This window comes from Cellulomonas pasadenensis (genome assembly GCF_047229365.1).
Taxonomy (GTDB): Bacteria; Actinomycetota; Actinomycetes; order Actinomycetales; family Cellulomonadaceae; genus Cellulomonas.
This window is the reverse complement of the sequence record NZ_JBFTEP010000005.1, coordinates 1-17,071: the sequence shown is the minus strand read 5'-3', so window position 1 is coordinate 17,071 and position 17,071 is coordinate 1. Positions and strand designations below refer to the sequence as shown.

Sequence of the window (17,071 nt, the reverse complement as noted above, 5' to 3'; positions counted from 1 at the left end):
TCAGAGGTGACGTGCCGCGTACGCGTGCAGCGCGTCCCGGACGAACGCCGCGCCCGCGCGCCCGCCGTAGTTCCGCGCGAAGCGCTCGTCGGCGACGTACATGTCGGCCAGGCCGGTCACGTAGCCGGCGGGAGCCGTCCCGTGCCCCGGCGTGCCCGGGATCGAGCCGAGCCACGCGACGTGCCGGCGCGCGAGCTCCTGCGCCTGGTCGGACGTCGGGTCGAGCTTGGCCCCGGCGGCGGCCGCCCAGTCGGCACCGAGCCGCTCGGTCTCGGCCTTCCACGCGGCGCGGTCGGTCTCCGTCAGGCCGCGCCACCAGGCGTCGGACGTGGCGTACGCGTCGGCGCCCCAGCGCTGCTCCACCTCCTCCCGGTACTGCGTGTGGTCGAAGCCGTCGAACACGTCTGCGGCCATGAGGGTGTCTCCGTTCTCGCGTGCGGTGAGCGTGCGGTGCACGGACGCCGCCTGGCGTGCCAGACGGTCCTGCTCGGCCTCGAGCCACGCGAGGTGCCGGCGCAGCGCCGTCCTCTCGTCGGTCTCGCGGTCGAGCACGCGCCGGATCTCGGCGAGGCCGAGGCCCAGGTCGCGGAGCAGGAGCACCCGTTGCAGGCGCACCAGCGCGTCGTCGTCGTACCAGCGGTACCCGTTGTCGCCGACGCGGCTCGGGCGCAGCAGCCCGACCGCGTCGTAGTGGCGCAGCGTGCGGCTGGTCGTGCCGGTGAGCCGCGCGACCTCCTGGATGGACGCCTCCACGGTCCCTCCCTCCGTCGTCCGTGCCCGCCGTCGTGCGGACCTGCTCCACGGTAGGAGTTGACGCAGCGTCAAGGTCAACACCGGCGGGGGACGTCGTCGCGGGTGGCGCGCGGCGGCCTCCGGGCGGTGCAGCCGCGCTGCTCGACGTCGACGCGCTGCACGGCGTGCGCGCGCTCGTGGTCGACGACGCCGCCGGCACGGGGGAGACGCCGGCACTCGTCCGGCGCTGGTGGCGGAGCACTGCGTCGAGGTGTGCACGGCGGTCCGCCACGCCACGTCCCGGTCGGTCGTCGACCCGACCAGGTGGGGCGCCGCACGGACCGGTGGATCACGTTCCCGTGGTCGCCGGTGACCGCGGCGGGGTGACGGCCGGGCGCGTCAGGCGTCGCGCCGCCAGCGGGAGTCGTCGTTGACCCACGCGTAGTACAGGCCGATGAGCAGCCCGCCGCCGACGAAGTTCCCGACGAGGGCGAGCGCCACGTTGCCCGCGGCGAGCCCCAGGTCGAGGCCCTCGCGCAGGCCGACGATCGAGAAAAGCACGGTGTTGGCGACGGAGTGCTCGAGCCCGAGGAACGCGAAGATGAAGACCGACACGATCATGACCAGCGCCTTGGTCAGGTCGTCCTTGATGAGCCCGTTGTAGACGAGCAGCATCGCGAGGTTGATGCAGAAGTTGCACAGCACCGCCCGCACGAGCAGGTCGCCCCACCCGGCCGGTCCCGACGACACGTACGCGAGCTTGTGGTCGACCGACGCCACCATCTGGTCCAGCGCGGCGCCGTCGACGACCGTCGAGAACCGGACGAGCGCGGCGACGAACAGCCCGCCGACGAGATTGCCCAGGTAGCACAGGCCGAGCAGCCGCAGCGCCCGGCCCCAGCCGGTGCGCCGGTGGTAGGCGCCGATCGAGACGATCATCATGTTCGACGTCAGCAGCTCGGACCGCGAGTAGTAGATGAACACGAGCGCCCACCCGAACGCGACGGCGCCGACCATCCGCCCGATCGGCTGGAGCGACGTCCCGGCGGCCTCGACGGACGCGAATGCCGCGACGACCGCGTAGTGGGTGGCGTACAGCAGGCCGATGATGACGCCCGCCATCGCGGCCCGCTGGAGGTACCGGCGTGCGAGGCGCCCCGACATGGTCGTCTTCGTCTCGAGCGCGTCGAGCACCGTGCTGATGAAGTGCCGGCCGGGGAACAGCCCGGCCAGCGGGTCGGGGACGGGCGCGCTCACGCCGGTGAGCGTGCCACACCGCCTCCGCCCGGGCGGGGACCTGCGGCCCGGGTCACGGGTCGGGCGGGGCGACCGCCGGCACGCCGAGGCGGCGCAGGAGCCGCTGCGCCAGGCAGGCCACGTCGCGCACGACCTCGACCGCGCCGGCGCCGCGCAGCTCGTCCTCGTCGCCGTAGCCCCAGCCGACGCCCACGCAGTCGATCCCGTGGGCGCGCGCACCCGTGACGTCGTGGTGCCGGTCACCGAGCATGAGCGTGCGCGACCGGTCGACCGCCGCCGCGTCCGCCAGCCGTGCGAGGGCGTCGGCCACGACCTCGGCCTTGGTCGACGGCGCGTCGAGCGGTGCCCCGACCACGTGCTCCACGGACGCCGCGAGACCGAGCCGCTCGCAGATCGGCACCGCGAACACCTCGGGCTTGCTCGTCGCGACGGCGAGCCGCACGCCCGCCGTCCGCAGCGCCGTGAGCTGCGCGGGGACGCCGGCGTACACGCTGTTGTCCCACATCCCGCCCGCGCGGAACGCGACGCGGTACGCCTCGACCGCGGCCGCCACGCGTGCCGCCGGCACGCCGTGCGCCGCGAACGAGTCCCCGAGCGGCGGACCGACGAACCGGCGCAGCGTCGCGTCGTCCGGGACGGGCAGGCCGAGGGCGGCGTACGCCGCGCGGACGGACGACGCGATGCCGGGGTAGGAGTCGGTCAGCGTGCCGTCGAGGTCGAGGAGGACGACCGGTGCGGCCGCGCCGCTCATGCGCCCGGGGTCGCGAGGCCGAGCCGCGCCAGCAGCCGCGGCGCGAGGTCCGCGACGTCGTGCACGACCTCCGCCGCTCCTGCGCGCACCAGCTCCTCCTCGCCGCCGTACCCCCAGCCGACGCCGACGCACGCGATGCCGTGTTCGTGCGCGCCCTCGACGTCGTGCTCGCGGTCGCCGACCATCACGGTCCGCGCGGGGTCGGCGAGCGGGTCGGTGCCGGTGGTGGCGCGCACCCACGCGATCGCGCGCGCCATGATCTGCGCCTTCGACTCGGACTCGTCGGCCGGTGCGCCGACGACCGCGTCGACCAGCGGCGTCAGCCCGACCTCCGCGCAGATCGGCTCGGCCCACAGCGCCGGCTTGGCGGTCGCGACGACGAGCGTCGCCCCGGCCGCGCGCAGCGTCCGCAGCGCCTCGGGGACCCCGGCGAAGACCGTCGTGTCCCACACGCCCACGCGTCCGAAGTGCTCGTTGTACACGGCGATCGCGTCGGCGAGCTGCTCCGCGGCGACGCCGTGCGCGGGGAACGAGCGGCCGATGGGCGGGCCGATGAACGTGCGCATCGCGGCCTCGGTCGGCGCGGGCACGCCCAGGTGGGCGTAGGCGGCGCGGACCGACGACAGGACGCCGGGCGCGGAGTTCATGAGGGTGCCGTCGAGGTCGAGCAGGACGAGCGGGCGGGCGGGGGCGGCGGGCGGCGTGGTCATCGCCTCCATTGTCGTCGACGCGCGTGACCGCCCCGCGGCTACCATGGGACGCACAGGCGTCGACCCGGCCATCACCGGTGAGCCTCCGGAAGAACGGGACACCCGCCCTCGCGGTGCGGGTCCTCAGTAGAACCGGACGGGGCAGGCCCGTCACAGCCGCAGCGAGAGTGGTCCGTGCGCCCCGGTGCGCGGGCAAGCGAGGTGGTACCGCGGTGCCGCGCCGGGTCGTCCGGCCGTCGTCGTCCTCGTGGTCCGACCGCTGCGCACCCGGCAGGGCGCGCGAGACCAGGAGCACCGCCCGTGGCGTACCCGCTGCACCGTCCCGAGACTCCCGTCCCGGCGTCGCCGGACCTGCCCGCGCTCGAGCGCGACGTGCTCGCGCACTGGGAGGCCGACGGCACGTTCCAGGCGTCGATCGACCAGCGGTCGGCGGGCGAGGACGGGGCGAACGAGTACGTCTTCTACGACGGCCCGCCGTTCGCGAACGGCCTGCCGCACTACGGCCACCTGCTGACCGGCTACGCCAAGGACGTCGTGCCGCGGTTCCAGACGATGCGCGGGCGCCGCGTCGAGCGCCGGTTCGGCTGGGACACGCACGGCCTGCCCGCCGAGCTCGAGGCCGAGCGCGTGCTCGGCATCACCGACAAGGCGCAGATCGACGAGATGGGCATCGCCGCGTTCAACGAGGCGTGCCGCACGTCGGTGCTGACCTACACGAAGGAGTGGCAGGAGTACGTCACGCGCCAGGCGCGCTGGGTCGACTTCGAGCACGACTACAAGACCCTCGACCCCACGTTCATGGAGTCGGTGATCTGGGCGTTCAAGCAGCTCTACGACAAGGGCCTCGCGTACGAGGGCTACCGCGTGCTGCCGTACTGCTGGCGCGACGAGACCCCGCTGAGCAACCACGAGCTGCGCATGGACGACGACGTGTACGCGTCGCGCCAGGACCCCGCGCTCACGGTCGGCTTCCGCCTCGCGACCGGTGAGCTGCTGCTCATCTGGACGACGACGCCGTGGACGCTGCCGTCGAACCTCGCCGTCGCGGTGGGGCCGGAGATCGAGTACGTCGTCGTGGCGCCGCAGGAGGGCTCGCCGTTCGCGGCGTCGCACCCCGGCGAGCGGGTCGTGCTGGCCGCGTCCCGGCTCGCCGCGTACGCGCGCGAGCTCGGCGACGAGCCGGCGGTCCTCGAGCGGCTCACGGGCGCCGACCTCGTCGGCCGCGCCTACACGCCGCCGTTCGACTTCTTCCTCGGCCACGAGAACGCGCACCGGGTGCTGCCCGCCGACTTCGTCACCACGGAGGACGGCACGGGCGTCGTGCACCTGGCGCCCGCGTTCGGCGAGGACGACATGGCCGCGTGCGACGCCGCCGGCATCCCGCCGGTCGTCCCGGTCGACTCCAAGGGCCGCTTCACCGCCCTCGTCCCCGACTACGCCGGCACGCAGGTCTTCGAGGCCAACAAGCAGATCATCGCCGACCTCAAGGCCGGCACGGGCCCGCTGGGGCGCGCCGCCGCCGACGTGCGCCCCGCGCTCGTGCGGCACGAGACGTACGAGCACTCCTACCCGCACTGCTGGCGCTGCCGGAACCCGCTCATCTACAAGGCCGTGTCGTCGTGGTTCGTCCGCGTGTCCGCGTTCAAGGACCGCATGGTCGAGCTGAACAGGGAGATCACCTGGATCCCCGGGCACATCCAGGAGGGCCAGTTCGGCAAGTGGCTCGAGAACGCCCGGGACTGGTCGATCAGCCGCAACCGGTACTGGGGCACGCCCATCCCGGTGTGGGTCTCGGACGACCCGGCGTACCCGCGCGTCGACGTCTACGGCTCGTTCGCGGAGATCGAGGCGGACTTCGGCCGCGTGCCCACGAACGACGCCGGCGAGCCCGACCTGCACCGCCCGTACGTCGACGACCTGACGCGTCCCAACCCGGACGACCCGACGGGCCGCTCGACGATGCGCCGCATCCCGGACGTGCTCGACGTGTGGTTCGACTCGGGGTCGATGCCGTTCGCCCAGGTGCACTACCCGTTCGAGAACCGCGAGTGGTTCGAGCACCACTACCCGGGCGACTTCATCGTCGAGTACATCGGCCAGACGCGCGGCTGGTTCTACACGCTGCACGTGCTGGCGACGGCGATCTTCGACCGCGCCGCGTTCCGCAACGTCATGTGCCACGGGATCGTCCTCGGTGACGACGGCCGCAAGGCCAGCAAGTCGCTGCGCAACTTCCCCGACCCGGCCGAGATGTGGGACCGGTACGGGTCGGACGCCGTGCGCTGGAACCTCATGTCGTCCTCGATCCTGCGCGGCGGCAACCTCGTCGTGTCGGAGGAGGGGATCCGCGACGGCGTGCGCCAGGTGCTGCTGCCGCTGTGGAGCACGTACTACTTCTTCACGCTCTACGCGGGTGCGGCGGACGACGGCCGCGGGTACGCGGCTCAGCGCGTGACGGCCGAGCGCGTCGACGGCCTCCCGCCCATGGACCGGTACGTGCTGGCTCGTACCCGGGACCTCGTGGTGCGGCTCACCGATCAGCTGGGCGCCTACGACATCCCGGCCGCGTGCGAGAGCGTGCGTGAGCACCTCGACATGCTCACGAACTGGTATGTGCGTACACAGCGCGACCGCTTCTGGTCCGAGGACGCCGACGCGTTCGACACCCTGTGGACCGCGCTCGAGGTACTCACGCGATTGATGGCACCGCTCGCACCGCTCGTGACGGAGGAGGTGTGGCGTGGTCTCACCGGTGGGCGCTCGGTCCACCTGACCGACTGGCCCGAGGTGGGGCACGGCGCTGCGGACGACTACCTCGTCGGCTCGTTCTCGCTCGTCGGGGCAATGGACGAGGTCCGGGCCGTCGTGTCGGCCGCGCTGGGCCTGCGCAAGGCGCACCAGGTGCGCGTGCGCCAGCCGCTGCGCCGGCTCACCGTCGCGGTGGCGGACCCGGCGGCGCTCGCGCCGTACACGGACCTGCTGGCCGCGGAGCTCAACGTCAAGCACGTCGACACGGTGACGGCCGACCTGGCCACGGCCGAGGGCTTCGGGATCACGCAGCGCCTCGCGGTCAACGCCCGTGCCGCCGGCCCGCGCCTGGGCCGCGGCGTGCAGGCGGTCATCACGGCCGCCCGCGCGGGCGCGTGGCGCCAGGACGGCGACGCGGTCGTGGTGACGACCGACGACGGCGACGTCGCGCTCGAGCCGGCCGAGTACGAGCTGACGACCGTGGTGGCCGGCGGCGAGGGCGGCGACGCCACCGTGGCGGCGACCGTGCTGCCCGGCGGGTCGTTCGTCGTGCTCGACCTCGCCCTCGACGACGCGCTGCGCGCCGAGGGCTACGCCCGCGACGTCGTGCGGGCCGTGCAGGACGCGCGCAAGGCCGCCGGCCTGCACGTGGCGGACCGCATCGACCTCACGCTGACCGTGCCGGCCGACCGGGTCGCCGCGGTCGAGGCGCACCGGGAGTTCGTGGCGGCGGAGACGCTCGCGACGGGGCTGTCGGTGGTGCCGGGGGACGGCACGCTCCAGGTGCACGTCGCGCGGGCGGGGGCCGGGGCGTGAGCCCGGCACGGCCCGGCGGCGCGGACCACCTGCGGGACGCGGCGGCGCGCGCGGCCCGGGAGGCGGCCGACGAGGTGTACCGCGGGATCCTCGCGCGGGCGCCCGAGCACGACATCGACCCCGAGCTCTCCCGCGTGCGGGCGGTGCTCGAGCTGCTGGGCGACCCGCAGCGGGCGTTCCGCTCCGTCCACCTGACGGGCACGAACGGCAAGACGTCGACGGCCCGGATGGTCGAGCGGCTGCTGCGCGAGCACGGCCTGCGCACGGGCCGGTTCACGAGCCCGCACCTCACCCGCGTCAACGAGCGGATCGCGATCGACGGCGAGCCGATCAGCGACGAGCGGTTCGTCGAGGTGTGGCAGGACGTCGCGCCGTACGTGCACATGGTCGACGCGCGGTCGGCCGAGCGCGGGGAGCCACGGCTGTCCTTCTTCGAGGTGTTCGTCGTCATGGCGTACGCCGCGTTCGCGGACGCACCGGTCGACGTCGCCGTGGTCGAGGTCGGCATGGGCGGGCGCTGGGACGCGACGAACGTGCTCGACGCCGAGGTCGCGGTGATCACGCCGGTCGCCATGGACCACGAGCGCTACCTCGGGCACAGCCTCGTCGAGATCGCGTCCGAGAAGGTCGGCATCGTCAAGGACGGCGCCACGCTCGTGCTCGCCCAGCAGACCGAGGACGTGGACGGCGTCGTGCTGACGGCGGCGGCGGAGCGCGGTGCGCGGGTCGTCCGCGAGGGCGTCGACGTCTCCGTGGTCGAGCGGCAGGTCGCCGTCGGCGGTCAGCTCGTCGCGCTGCGCGGCATGGGCGGCGTCTACACCGACGTCTACCTGCCTCTGCACGGGGCCCACCAGGCGCACAACGCGCTCCTGGCGCTCGTCGCGACCGAGGCGCTGCTGACCGGTGGCGCCGCGCTCGACGGCGACGTGGTCGGGGCCGCGTTCGCGGACGCCACGTCGCCGGGCCGGCTCGAGGTCGTGCGCTCGAGCCCCACGGTGATCGTGGACGGCGCGCACAACCCCGCCGGCACCGAGGCGCTCGTCGCGGGCGTCGAGGAGGCCTTCGCGTTCCAGCGCCTCGTCGGCGTGGTCGGCGTCATGGCCGACAAGGACCCCGAGAGCATGCTGTCGGTGCTCGAGCCGGTGCTCGACGAGGTGGTGGTGACGCAGGCGTCGTCCGAGCGTGCGCTCGACGTCGACGACCTCGCGGAGATCGCGGTCGAGGTCTTCGGCGAGGACCGCGTGCACGTCGCGCCCCGCCTGCCCGACGCGATCGACGTCGCCGTGCAGCGCGCCGAGGGCGAGGTCGAGCGCGGTGCGGGCGTGCTGGTCACCGGCTCGATCCTGCTCGTCGCCGAGGCGCGCGTGCTGCTCGGGCGCGACTGACCCGACGGCCGGGCGGCCCCCGCACGGGTGCCGCCCGGCCGTCCGCCTTGACCGGCGTCCAGGGGCGTCGTTAGGTGGGCCGTGCGGGACGCCGGCGCCCCGCCCGCACGTCGTGCGCCGACCCGCCCCGCCAGGGGCCACGTGGAGGAGGACGCGAGTGAAGAAGCTCATCAACGACCCGCAGGACGTCGTCGTCGAGTCGGTCGAGGGCTTCGGCCTCGCCCACGCCGACCTCGTGCAGGTGCACCGCGACCCGCTGTTCGTCGCGCGCGCCGCCGGCACGGTGCCCGGCAAGGTCGGCCTCGTCAGCGGCGGCGGCAGCGGGCACGAGCCCCTGCACGCGGGCTTCGTCGGCGTCGGCATGCTCGACGCGGCGGTGCCGGGCGCGATGTTCACGTCGCCGACGCCCGACCAGGTCGCGCCGGCGTTCGCCGCCGCCGACGGCGGCGCGGGCGTCCTGGCGGTCGTCAAGAACTACACGGGCGACGTGCTCAACTTCGAGACCGCCGCGGAGCTCGCGGAGGCCGACGGCGTCACCGTCCGCACCGTCCTCGTCAACGACGACGTCGCCGTCGAGGACTCGCTGTACACGGCGGGCCGGCGCGGGGTCGCGGGCACCGTCGCCGTCGAGAAGATCGCGGGCGCGGCCGCCGAGCGCGGCGACGACCTCGACGCGGTCGCGGCCGTGGCGGAGCGCGTCGTCGCGAACGTGCGGTCGATGGGCGTCGCGCTCACCGCGTGCACCGTCCCCCACGCCGGCCGCCCCAGCTTCGACCTGCCCGAGGACGAGATCGAGGTCGGCATCGGCATCCACGGCGAGCCCGGGCGCCGCCGCGTGCCCATGGCCCCGGCCGACGAGGTCACGGAGATGCTGCTGACCCCCGTGGTCGAGGACCTGGGCCTGGCGGGCGGCGAGCAGGTGCTGCTGCTCGTCAACGGCATGGGCGGGACGCCCGCTTCCGAGCTGTACGTCGTCTATCGTCGGGCACGCGCGTTGCTCGCGGAGCGCGGGGTCGAGGTGACCCGCTCGCTCGTCGGCAACTACGTGACTTCGCTGGAGATGCAGGGTGCGTCGGTCACCGTCCTGCGTCTGGACGACGAGCTGACCGCGCTCTGGGACGCCCCCGTGCACACCGCCGCACTGCGCTGGTGACGGCGGTCGTCGCCGTGGGCGCCCGACGTGAGGAGGAGGGCCGATGACCCTGGACGTGGCGTGGGCGCTGGACTGGGTGCGCCGGTCGGCGGCGACCGTGACGGAGCACCGCGACGAGCTCGTCGAGCTCGACCGCCTCATCGGCGACGGCGACCACGGCGAGAACCTCGCGCGCGGCTTCGCGGCCGTCGTCGGCCGGCTCGAGGCGCTGCCGGAGCCGCCGGCCCAGGTGGGCGACGTGCTGCGCCTCGTGGCGACGACCCTCATGTCGACCGTGGGCGGCGCGGCGGGGCCGCTGTACGGCACCGCGTACCTGCGGGCGTCGAAGGCGACCGCGACGGGTGCGCTGGACAGCGACGGCGTCGTGGCGATGCTCGAGGCCGCGCTCGACGGGGTGGTCACGCGCGGCCGGGCGGGCCCGGGCGAGAAGACGATGGTCGACGCGTGGACGCCAGCGGTCGCGGCCGCCGTCGAGGCCGCGGACCAGGGTGCGCCGCCGTCCGAGGTGCTGGCGTCGGCCGCGCGCGCCGCCCACGACGGCGCCGAGGCGACCGTGCCGCTCGTCGCGACGAAGGGCCGCGCGAGCTACCTGGGGGAGCGGTCGGTGGGCCACCTCGACCCCGGTGCACGCTCGAGCGAGCTGCTCCTGGTGGCGGCCGCCGAGGCCGCGGCGGCGGCGGACTGACGCGGACGGGTGGACACGCGCGACGACGACGTCGCGCGACGGGCGAGAAGGAGGGGAGCCGTCGATGGCTCGACGATGGGCGCAGGTGGCGCTCGTGCTGGTGTCGCACTCGCGTGCGCTCGCGGAGGGCGCTGCGGAGGTCGCGGGGCAGATGGCGCCGGGCGTGCTGATCGTGCCGGCGGGCGGCCTCGACGACGGCGGCATCGGGACCAGCTACGCCCGCGTCGAGCAGGCGGTGGCGCAGGCGTCGGCGGACGGGCGCGCGGTCGTGGTGCTCACCGACCTGGGGTCGGCCGTCATGACGACCGAGTCGGTGCTCGACATGGCGGACGCCGAGCTGGCCGACCGGGTCCGGCTCGCGGACGCGCCGTTCGTCGAGGGTGCCGTGGCCGCGGGCGTGACGTCGCACGGCGGCGGTGACCTCGCGGCGGTGCTCGCGTCGGCGCACGACGCGGGCGGGACGTTCGCCGGCTGGGCGCCCGGGCAGGGCGACGCGGCGTCCGGCGACGGTCCCGCGGTCGTCGACGGCGGGGACGCGCCGGCGGACGCCGACGGCGTCGTCCGGGGTTCCGCGGTGCTGCGCAACCGGCTCGGGCTGCACGCGCGCCCGGCCGCGGTGCTCGCGCGCGCGCTCGCGGCCTACGACGCGCGCGTCCGTGTGAACGGCGCGAACGGGGCGAGCGTCCTGGAGCTCATGAAGCTCGGTGCGCAGCAGGGCGACCGCCTCGACGTGGTGGCCGAGGGGCCGCAGGCGGCGGACGCGGTGCACCGGCTGGTCACCGCCGTCGAGGACGGGTTCGGCGAGGAGTAGCGCATCCGGCGATGTGGCCCGCGAAAGTGCATTGACTGCAAAGTTGCAGTGGATGCAAGATGAGGTCATGCCCTCCGCGCCGCCGACCGTCGGCACCCCCGCGCCCGACGCGCACGGCCCCGGTGCGCTTGCACCGGGCACCCCGGCGGCGGGGCTGCGCGAGCGCAAGAAGGCCGCCCGCCGTGCCGCGCTCGTCGACGCCACGCACCGCCTCGTGGCGGAGCACGGTCTCGACACGGTGACGGTCGAGATGGTCTGCGCCGAGGCCGGCGTCGCGCCGCGCACGTTCTTCAACTACTTCGCGACCAAGGACGACGCGGTGCTCGGCCACTCGCCGTGGACGCTCGACGCGGGTGCTGCCGCCGTGTTCGCCGCCGGCGGCCCGTCCGGTCACCTGCTCGACGACCTCGTGAGCCTGCTCGCCCCCGTGCTCGGCGACCCGCCCCTCGGGCGCGAGCGGATGCACCGGGCCATCGAGCTCGCGTCCGTGCACCCGCGCCTCATGGCGCACCACGTGGCGTGGATGGACCAGCAGAAGGACCGGCTGCTCGAGGTCGTCCGCTCGCGGCTCGGCGACGGCTCGCCGCACCTCGCGGACACGGTGACAGGTCTCGTGCTCGTCCTCGTGCACAGCACGTTCGTGCGGTGGGAGGCCGAGGGCGGCACGGGCGACGCCGAGGCGCATGCCCGTGCGGTCGTCGCCGACATCCGGGCGGTCGTCACCGCCTGACCCCGCCCGTACCGCACCGATCCGCCCGCCGCCCGGCCGCCCGCACGCGCGGCCGGACGGGCGTCCGCACCACCCGACCACGGCAGCGTCGCCGCCACCGACCCCCCCACCACCAGAAGGACGAGGCACCCATGGCCGGCACCGCCACCGCACCGGGCCGCGCGGACGACGCGCCGCTCGTCGTGCTCACGCCACGCACCGTGTGGCTGATCTTCGGCGCCCTGATGGCGTCGATGTTCCTGTCGTCGCTCGACCAGTCGATCGTCGGCACCGCGATGCCGACGATCGTCGGCGAGCTCGACGGCGTCGAGCACCAGGGCTGGGTCGTGACGGCCTACATCCTGGCCATCGCGATCGTCATGCCGCTGTACGGCAAGTTCGGCGACCTGTGGGGGCGGCGCTGGCCGTTCCTGTTCGCCATCGGCCTGTTCACGGTGGCGTCCGCCGGCGCCGGGTTCGCCGGTTCCTTCGAGGCCCTCGTCGCCTGGCGCTTCGTGCAGGGCCTCGGCGGCGGCGGTCTCATGATCCTGTCGCAGGCGATCATCGCCGACGTCGTGCCCGCCAAGGAGCGCGGCAAGTACCTCGGCCCGATGGGCGCGCTGTTCGGCATCGCGGCCGTCATCGGCCCGCTGCTCGGCGGCCTCTTCACCGACCACGCCGACTGGCGCTGGGCGTTCTGGATCAACATCCCCATCGGTGCCGCGGCGTTCGTCGTGGCGTGGATGACGCTCAAGCTGCCGTCGCGCCGCTCGGACCGTCCCGTCGACGCCGCGGGCATCTTCTTCCTCGTCGTCGCCACCTCGGGGCTCGTGCTCGCGACGAGCTGGGAGTCCTTCAGCGGCGGCGGGGGCTACGACTGGTCCGACCCGCGCCTGCTGGCGCTCGTCATCGGCACGCTGGTCGCGATCGCCGCGTTCGTCGCGGTCGAGCTGCGCGCCGTCGAGCCGATCCTGCCGCTGCGCCTGTTCCGCAACCCGACCTTCACCATCGCGACGGCCATCGGCCTCGTGCTGGGCATGGGCATGTTCTCCGCGCTCGCGTTCCTGCCGACGTTCCTGCAGATGGCGACCGGTGCCGGCGTCACGCAGTCCGGCTTCCTCATGCTGCCGATGATGGCGGGCGTCATGCTCACGGCCATCGGCTCCGGCATCGCGATCACGCGCACCGGCCGCTACAAGGCGTTCCCGGTCGCCGGGCTCGCGATCACGACCCTCGGCCTCATGTGGCTCACCCGCCTGACCGGCGACATGTCGATGTGGCTGTTCGGCGCGATGATCTTCGTCCTCGGCGCCGGCATGGGTCTGGTCATGCAGACCGTCGTGCTCGCGGTGCAGAACTCCGTCGACCCGTCGGAGATCGGCACGGCCACGAGTGCGAACAACTTCTTCCGCGAGATCGGTGCGGCCGTCGGTACGGCGCTGTTCTCGACGATCTTCACCTCCCGGCTGTCGGACCGGCTCGCCGAGGCGTTCGGCGACGTGCCGGCCGGCGCCGGCGGCCCGGAGGCGTCGGTCCTGACCCCCGCCGCCGTCGACGCCCTGCCGGAGCCGGTGCGCGCGGGCGTGGTGGACGCGTTCGCGGGCGCGCTCGCCCCCGCCTTCTGGTACCTCGTGCCGCTCGTCGTCGTGGGGCTCGTGCTCGCGCTGTTCCTGCGCGAGGTGAAGCTCTCCGACGTCGCGGGGATGGTCGCGCGCGGCGAGGCCGTCGCCGACCCGGGCCGTGCGGCGCGCGCGGCCGGGCCCGACGTGGCCGTGCCCGGCTCGGCGCAGGTCGAGGGCGGCACCGTCCCGGCGGACGACGACGCCACGGACGCGGGGGAGCGTGCGTCCGCCGGGACGTCCGCGCCGCGCGGCTAGCCTGGTGCGATGAGCATGCACGGTGGCGGCCGGGGCGGTCGCAAGCGGCCCGCCAAGCCGCAGTTCACCCAGATGACGCTGATCCTCGAGGCGCTCCTGGTGTTCTTCGCGACCCTGGTCGCCTACGGGCTGCGCGCCGCCCCGCCTGCCACCGTGTGGACGCTCGGCGGCGTGACCGCCCTCGTGCTCCTCCTCGTCGCCGGCTACGTCGGCCGGCCCGGCGGCTACGTCGCCGGGTCGGCCGCCCAGGTCGCCGTGCTCGCCTTCGGGGTCCTGGTCCCCATGATGTTCGTGGTGGGCGGCCTGTTCGTCGTCCTGTGGGTCGTCTCGCTGCGGCTCGGCGGCCGCATCGACCGCGAGCGCGCGGAGTACGACGCGGCGCACCCGGACGCTGTCCCGCCCGCCTGACCCGGACGCTCCCGCGCACCGTCCCCCGCTAGGGTTACGGCCATGGCAGACGCACCCGTTCCGCAGCGCACCCTCGTCCTCGTCAAGCCGGACGGCGTCCGGCGGGGGCACGTCGGCGAGGTCCTGCGCCGCATCGAGGCGAAGGGCTACACGCTCGTCGCCGTCGAGCTCCGCCAGGCCGACGAGACGCTGCTCGCGGAGCACTACGCCGAGCACGCGGGCAAGCCGTTCGTGCAGGCGCTCATCGACTTCATGCGCTCGGGCCCCGTGCTCGCCGCGGTCGTCGAGGGGCACCGCGTGATCGAGGGCTTCCGCTCGCTGGCCGGTGCGACCGACCCGACCGTCGCGGCCCCCGGGACGATCCGCGGCGACCTCGCCCGCGACTGGGGCACGAAGCTGATCGAGAACATCGTGCACGGCTCGGACGGCGAGGAGTCGGCCGCCCGCGAGATCGGGCTCTGGTTCCCGCACCTCTGACGCGCCGCACGCCGACGCCCCGTCCCAGCGCCGCTCGGGCGGGGCGTCGCCGTGCGCGGCGCCGCGTTGCCTAGGCTCAGCCCGTGCACCTCAAGACCCTGACCCTGCGCGGGTTCAAGTCGTTCGCGTCCGCGACGACGCTGAGCTTCGAGCCGGGCATCACGTGCGTGGTCGGGCCCAACGGCTCCGGCAAGTCGAACGTGGTCGACGCGCTCGCGTGGGTCATGGGCGAGCAGGGCGCGAAGTCGCTGCGTGGCGGGAAGATGGAGGACGTCATCTTCGCCGGCACGTCCGGCCGCCCGCCGCTGGGCCGCGCCGAGGTGTCGCTCACCATCGACAACGCCGACGGCGCGCTGCCCATCGAGTACTCCGAGGTCACGATCTCGCGGACGCTGTTCCGCAACGGCGGCTCCGAGTACGCCATCAACGGGCGCGCGTGCCGGCTGCTCGACATCCAGGACCTGCTGTCGGACTCCGGCCTCGGCCGCGAGATGCACGTCATCGTGGGGCAGGGGCAGCTCGACGCGGTGCTGCGGGCGACGCCGGAGGAGCGGCGCGGCTTCATCGAGGAGGCGGCGGGCGTCCTCAAGCACCGCAAGCGCAAGGAGAAGGCCCTGCGCAAGCTCGACGCGATGCAGGGCAACCTCACGCGCCTGGGCGACCTCACCACCGAGATCCGCCGCCAGCTGGGGCCGCTCGGGCGGCAGGCCGAGGTCGCGCGCAAGGCCGCCGTCGCGCAGGCCGACCTGCGCGACGCCCGCGCCCGGCTGCTGGCGGACGACCTGGCGCAGCTCACCGCGCAGCTCGAGCAGGAGATCGCCGACGAGTCGGCGCTGCGCGCCCGCCGCGAGGACGTGGAGGGGCGCCTCGCCGCGGCGCGCGAGCGCCTCGCGGCCCTCGAGCGCGAGGCCGCCCTCGCCGCGCCCGCCGTGAGCGAGGCGAGCGAGGTCTGGTACCGCCTGTCGTCGCTGCGCGAGCGCCTGCGCGGCACCGCGTCGCTCGCGGCCGACCGTGCTCGCCTGCTGGGCGCGCCGACGCAGGAGCGCGCACCCGGGCAGGACCCCGACGACCTGGAGCGGCAGGCGCAGCGGGTGCGGACCGCGGAGCAGGAGCTCGCGGCGGAGGTGGAGCTGGCGCGCGCCGCCGTCACGGGGGCGGGCACCGCGCGGCAGGAGGCGGAGGCGGCGGCGACCGCGGCCGAGCGGGCGCTCGCCGACCTGCAGCGCGGCGCGGCAGACCGGCGCGAGGGTGTCGCGCGGCTCGCGGGGCAGGTCGCGGCGCGGCGCAGCCGGGTGGAGGCGACCGAGGCGGAGATCGGCCGCCTCCGCGCGGCGCTGGCCGCCGCGGAGGAGCGCGCGCAGGACGCGACGACCCGGTTCGCGGCGCTCGAGACGCAGGTCGCGGGCGTCGAGGAGGGCGAGGAGGGCCTCGACGCCGAGCACGAGGCCGCCACCGAGGCGCTCGACGAGGCCGTCAGCCGCGTCGCCGCGCTCGAGGACGCGCTGCGCGAGGCCGAGCGCGAGCGCGACCAGCAGGCGTCCCGGGCCGAGACGCTGGAGATGTCGCTGTCGCGCAAGGACGGCGCCGGCGCGCTCCTCGCGTCCGACGGCCTGCCGGGCGTGCTGGGGTCGGTCGCGGCGCTGCTCCAGGTCGACGCGCGGGACGAGGAGGCCGTCGTGGCGGCCCTCGGCGCGGTCGCCGACGCGGTCGCCGTCGACTCGGTCGAGGCGGCGGTCGACGCGATCCGGCACCTGCGCACCGAGGACGCCGGCCGCGCGGCCCTGCTGGTCGCCGGCGCGGGGGAGCGGCGCGCGGCCGACCTCCCGCCGGGCGTCGACCGCGCCGTCGACCTGGTGCAGGCGCCGCCGGCGGTGCGGGACGCGGTGCACGCGCTGCTCGCCGACGTGGTCGTCGTGGACGACCTCGCGGCGGCGCGTCCGCTCGTCGCCGCGCACCCCGACGTCGTGGTCGCGACGCGCACGGGCGACGTGCTGTCGCGCTTCCGTGCCTCCGGCGGGTCGGCGTCGGCGCCGTCGGCGCTGCACCTGCAGGCCGCGCTCGAGACCGCCCGGGAGACCGGCGCGCGCGCGGCCGCCACGGCCGAGCGGGTGCGGTTCGAGCTCGCCGCCGCGCGCGACGCCCGCACCGCCGCGCAGGCGGCGGTCGACGCGACCCTCGAGCGGCTCAACGAGTCCGACGCCGCGCTCGCCGCGGTCGCGGAGCAGCTGGGGCACCTGGGCTCCGCCGCCCGCGCCGCGCGTGCCGAGGCCGAGCGCGCGCAGCGGTCGCTCGAGGCGGCCGGCGCCACGCTCGCCGAGGACCACGCGACGCTCGCCGAGCTGACGCAGCGCCTCGCGGCGGCCGAGGAGCAGCCGGAGGACACCGAGGCCGCGATCGCCGAGGCCACCGCGCGCCGCGACGCGACGGCCGCGGAGGCGACCGCGGCACGCGCGCGTGAGACCGAGGCGCGCCTGACGCTGCGCACGGGCGAGGAGCGCGCGCGCGCGATGTCCGGCCGCGCCGAGGGGCTGGAGCGCGCCGCCGCGTCCGAG

Annotated in this window: 14 protein-coding genes; 10 read left to right on the top strand and 4 right to left on the bottom strand. The window is 75.1% G+C overall.

Annotation, left to right across the window (positions count from 1 at the left end; all coding sequences use genetic code 11):
* From AB6N23_RS01580 to AB6N23_RS01565, 4 genes are all read right to left on the bottom strand, one after another.
* The gene (locus tag AB6N23_RS01580) at nucleotides 1-753 is read right to left on the bottom strand and encodes a MerR family transcriptional regulator (RefSeq protein WP_412864095.1); all 753 of its coding nucleotides are present in this window, start codon (nucleotides 751-753) and stop codon (nucleotides 1-3) included.
* Between the two features lie 378 nt (nucleotides 754-1,131).
* Nucleotides 1,132-1,989: a formate/nitrite transporter family protein gene (locus AB6N23_RS01575; protein ID WP_412864093.1), complete on the bottom strand. Its 858-nt coding sequence runs from the start codon at nucleotides 1,987-1,989 to the stop codon at nucleotides 1,132-1,134.
* Between the two features lie 52 nt (nucleotides 1,990-2,041).
* Nucleotides 2,042-2,740, bottom strand: a complete 699-nt coding sequence (locus tag AB6N23_RS01570; RefSeq protein ID WP_412864091.1) for an HAD hydrolase-like protein — start codon at nucleotides 2,738-2,740, stop codon at nucleotides 2,042-2,044.
* Entirely contained in the window at nucleotides 2,737-3,450 is a 714-nt protein-coding gene (locus tag AB6N23_RS01565) for an HAD hydrolase-like protein (protein WP_412864089.1), read from the bottom strand. The genes AB6N23_RS01570 and AB6N23_RS01565 overlap by 4 nt, the downstream gene beginning before the upstream one ends.
* Before the next feature lie 300 nt (nucleotides 3,451-3,750).
* Between AB6N23_RS01565 and ileS the strand changes: the two genes are divergently transcribed.
* From ileS to smc, 10 genes are all read left to right on the top strand, one after another.
* Nucleotides 3,751-7,014: an isoleucine--tRNA ligase gene (gene ileS, locus AB6N23_RS01560; RefSeq protein ID WP_412864087.1), complete on the top strand. Its 3,264-nt coding sequence runs from the start codon at nucleotides 3,751-3,753 to the stop codon at nucleotides 7,012-7,014.
* Nucleotides 7,011-8,399, top strand: coding sequence for a bifunctional folylpolyglutamate synthase/dihydrofolate synthase (locus AB6N23_RS01555; RefSeq protein ID WP_412864085.1), 1,389 nt, complete (start codon nucleotides 7,011-7,013; stop codon nucleotides 8,397-8,399). The genes ileS and AB6N23_RS01555 overlap by 4 nt, the downstream gene beginning before the upstream one ends.
* A gap of 157 nt (nucleotides 8,400-8,556) precedes the next feature.
* On the top strand, nucleotides 8,557-9,552 hold the full coding sequence (dhaK, locus tag AB6N23_RS01550; RefSeq protein WP_412864083.1) for a dihydroxyacetone kinase subunit DhaK: 996 nt from the start codon (nucleotides 8,557-8,559) through the stop codon (nucleotides 9,550-9,552).
* A gap of 43 nt (nucleotides 9,553-9,595) precedes the next feature.
* On the top strand, nucleotides 9,596-10,237 hold the full coding sequence (gene dhaL / locus AB6N23_RS01545; protein ID WP_412864081.1) for a dihydroxyacetone kinase subunit DhaL: 642 nt from the start codon (nucleotides 9,596-9,598) through the stop codon (nucleotides 10,235-10,237).
* 64 nt (nucleotides 10,238-10,301) lie between these two features.
* Nucleotides 10,302-11,048: a dihydroxyacetone kinase phosphoryl donor subunit DhaM gene (dhaM, locus tag AB6N23_RS01540; protein WP_412864079.1), complete on the top strand. Its 747-nt coding sequence runs from the start codon at nucleotides 10,302-10,304 to the stop codon at nucleotides 11,046-11,048.
* Between the two features lie 67 nt (nucleotides 11,049-11,115).
* Complete coding sequence (locus AB6N23_RS01535) at nucleotides 11,116-11,778, top strand: TetR/AcrR family transcriptional regulator (protein ID WP_412864077.1); 663 nt, start codon at nucleotides 11,116-11,118, stop codon at nucleotides 11,776-11,778.
* A 131-nt stretch (nucleotides 11,779-11,909) separates the two neighbouring features.
* Complete coding sequence (locus tag AB6N23_RS01530; RefSeq protein WP_412864075.1) at nucleotides 11,910-13,634, top strand: MDR family MFS transporter; 1,725 nt, start codon at nucleotides 11,910-11,912, stop codon at nucleotides 13,632-13,634.
* A 9-nt stretch (nucleotides 13,635-13,643) separates the two neighbouring features.
* Nucleotides 13,644-14,042, top strand: a complete 399-nt coding sequence (locus AB6N23_RS01525; protein ID WP_412864073.1) for a DUF4233 domain-containing protein — start codon at nucleotides 13,644-13,646, stop codon at nucleotides 14,040-14,042.
* Nucleotides 14,043-14,084: 42 nt separating this feature from the next.
* Nucleotides 14,085-14,519, top strand: a complete 435-nt coding sequence (ndk, locus tag AB6N23_RS01520) for a nucleoside-diphosphate kinase (RefSeq protein ID WP_412864071.1) — start codon at nucleotides 14,085-14,087, stop codon at nucleotides 14,517-14,519.
* An 83-nt stretch (nucleotides 14,520-14,602) separates the two neighbouring features.
* Nucleotides 14,603-17,071 (top strand): chromosome segregation protein SMC (gene smc / locus AB6N23_RS01515; RefSeq protein ID WP_412864069.1); only part of this gene is annotated, 2,469 nt, incomplete at its 3' end.

Excerpts from the sequence above, each read along its gene's own strand:
- ndk (WP_412864071.1), top strand. The coding sequence starts at position 14,085 with ATGGCAGACGCACCCGTTCCGCAGCGCACCCTCGTCCTCGTCAAGCCG.
- AB6N23_RS01570 (WP_412864091.1), bottom strand. The coding sequence starts at position 2,740 with ATGAGCGGCGCGGCCGCACCGGTCGTCCTCCTCGACCTCGACGGCACG.
- dhaL (WP_412864081.1), top strand. The coding sequence starts at position 9,596 with ATGACCCTGGACGTGGCGTGGGCGCTGGACTGGGTGCGCCGGTCGGCG.
- AB6N23_RS01525 (WP_412864073.1), top strand. The coding sequence starts at position 13,644 with ATGAGCATGCACGGTGGCGGCCGGGGCGGTCGCAAGCGGCCCGCCAAG.
- AB6N23_RS01565 (WP_412864089.1), bottom strand. The coding sequence starts at position 3,450 with ATGACCACGCCGCCCGCCGCCCCCGCCCGCCCGCTCGTCCTGCTCGAC.
- dhaM (WP_412864079.1), top strand. The coding sequence starts at position 10,302 with ATGGCTCGACGATGGGCGCAGGTGGCGCTCGTGCTGGTGTCGCACTCG.
- AB6N23_RS01530 (WP_412864075.1), top strand. The coding sequence starts at position 11,910 with ATGGCCGGCACCGCCACCGCACCGGGCCGCGCGGACGACGCGCCGCTC.
- AB6N23_RS01535 (WP_412864077.1), top strand. The coding sequence starts at position 11,116 with ATGCCCTCCGCGCCGCCGACCGTCGGCACCCCCGCGCCCGACGCGCAC.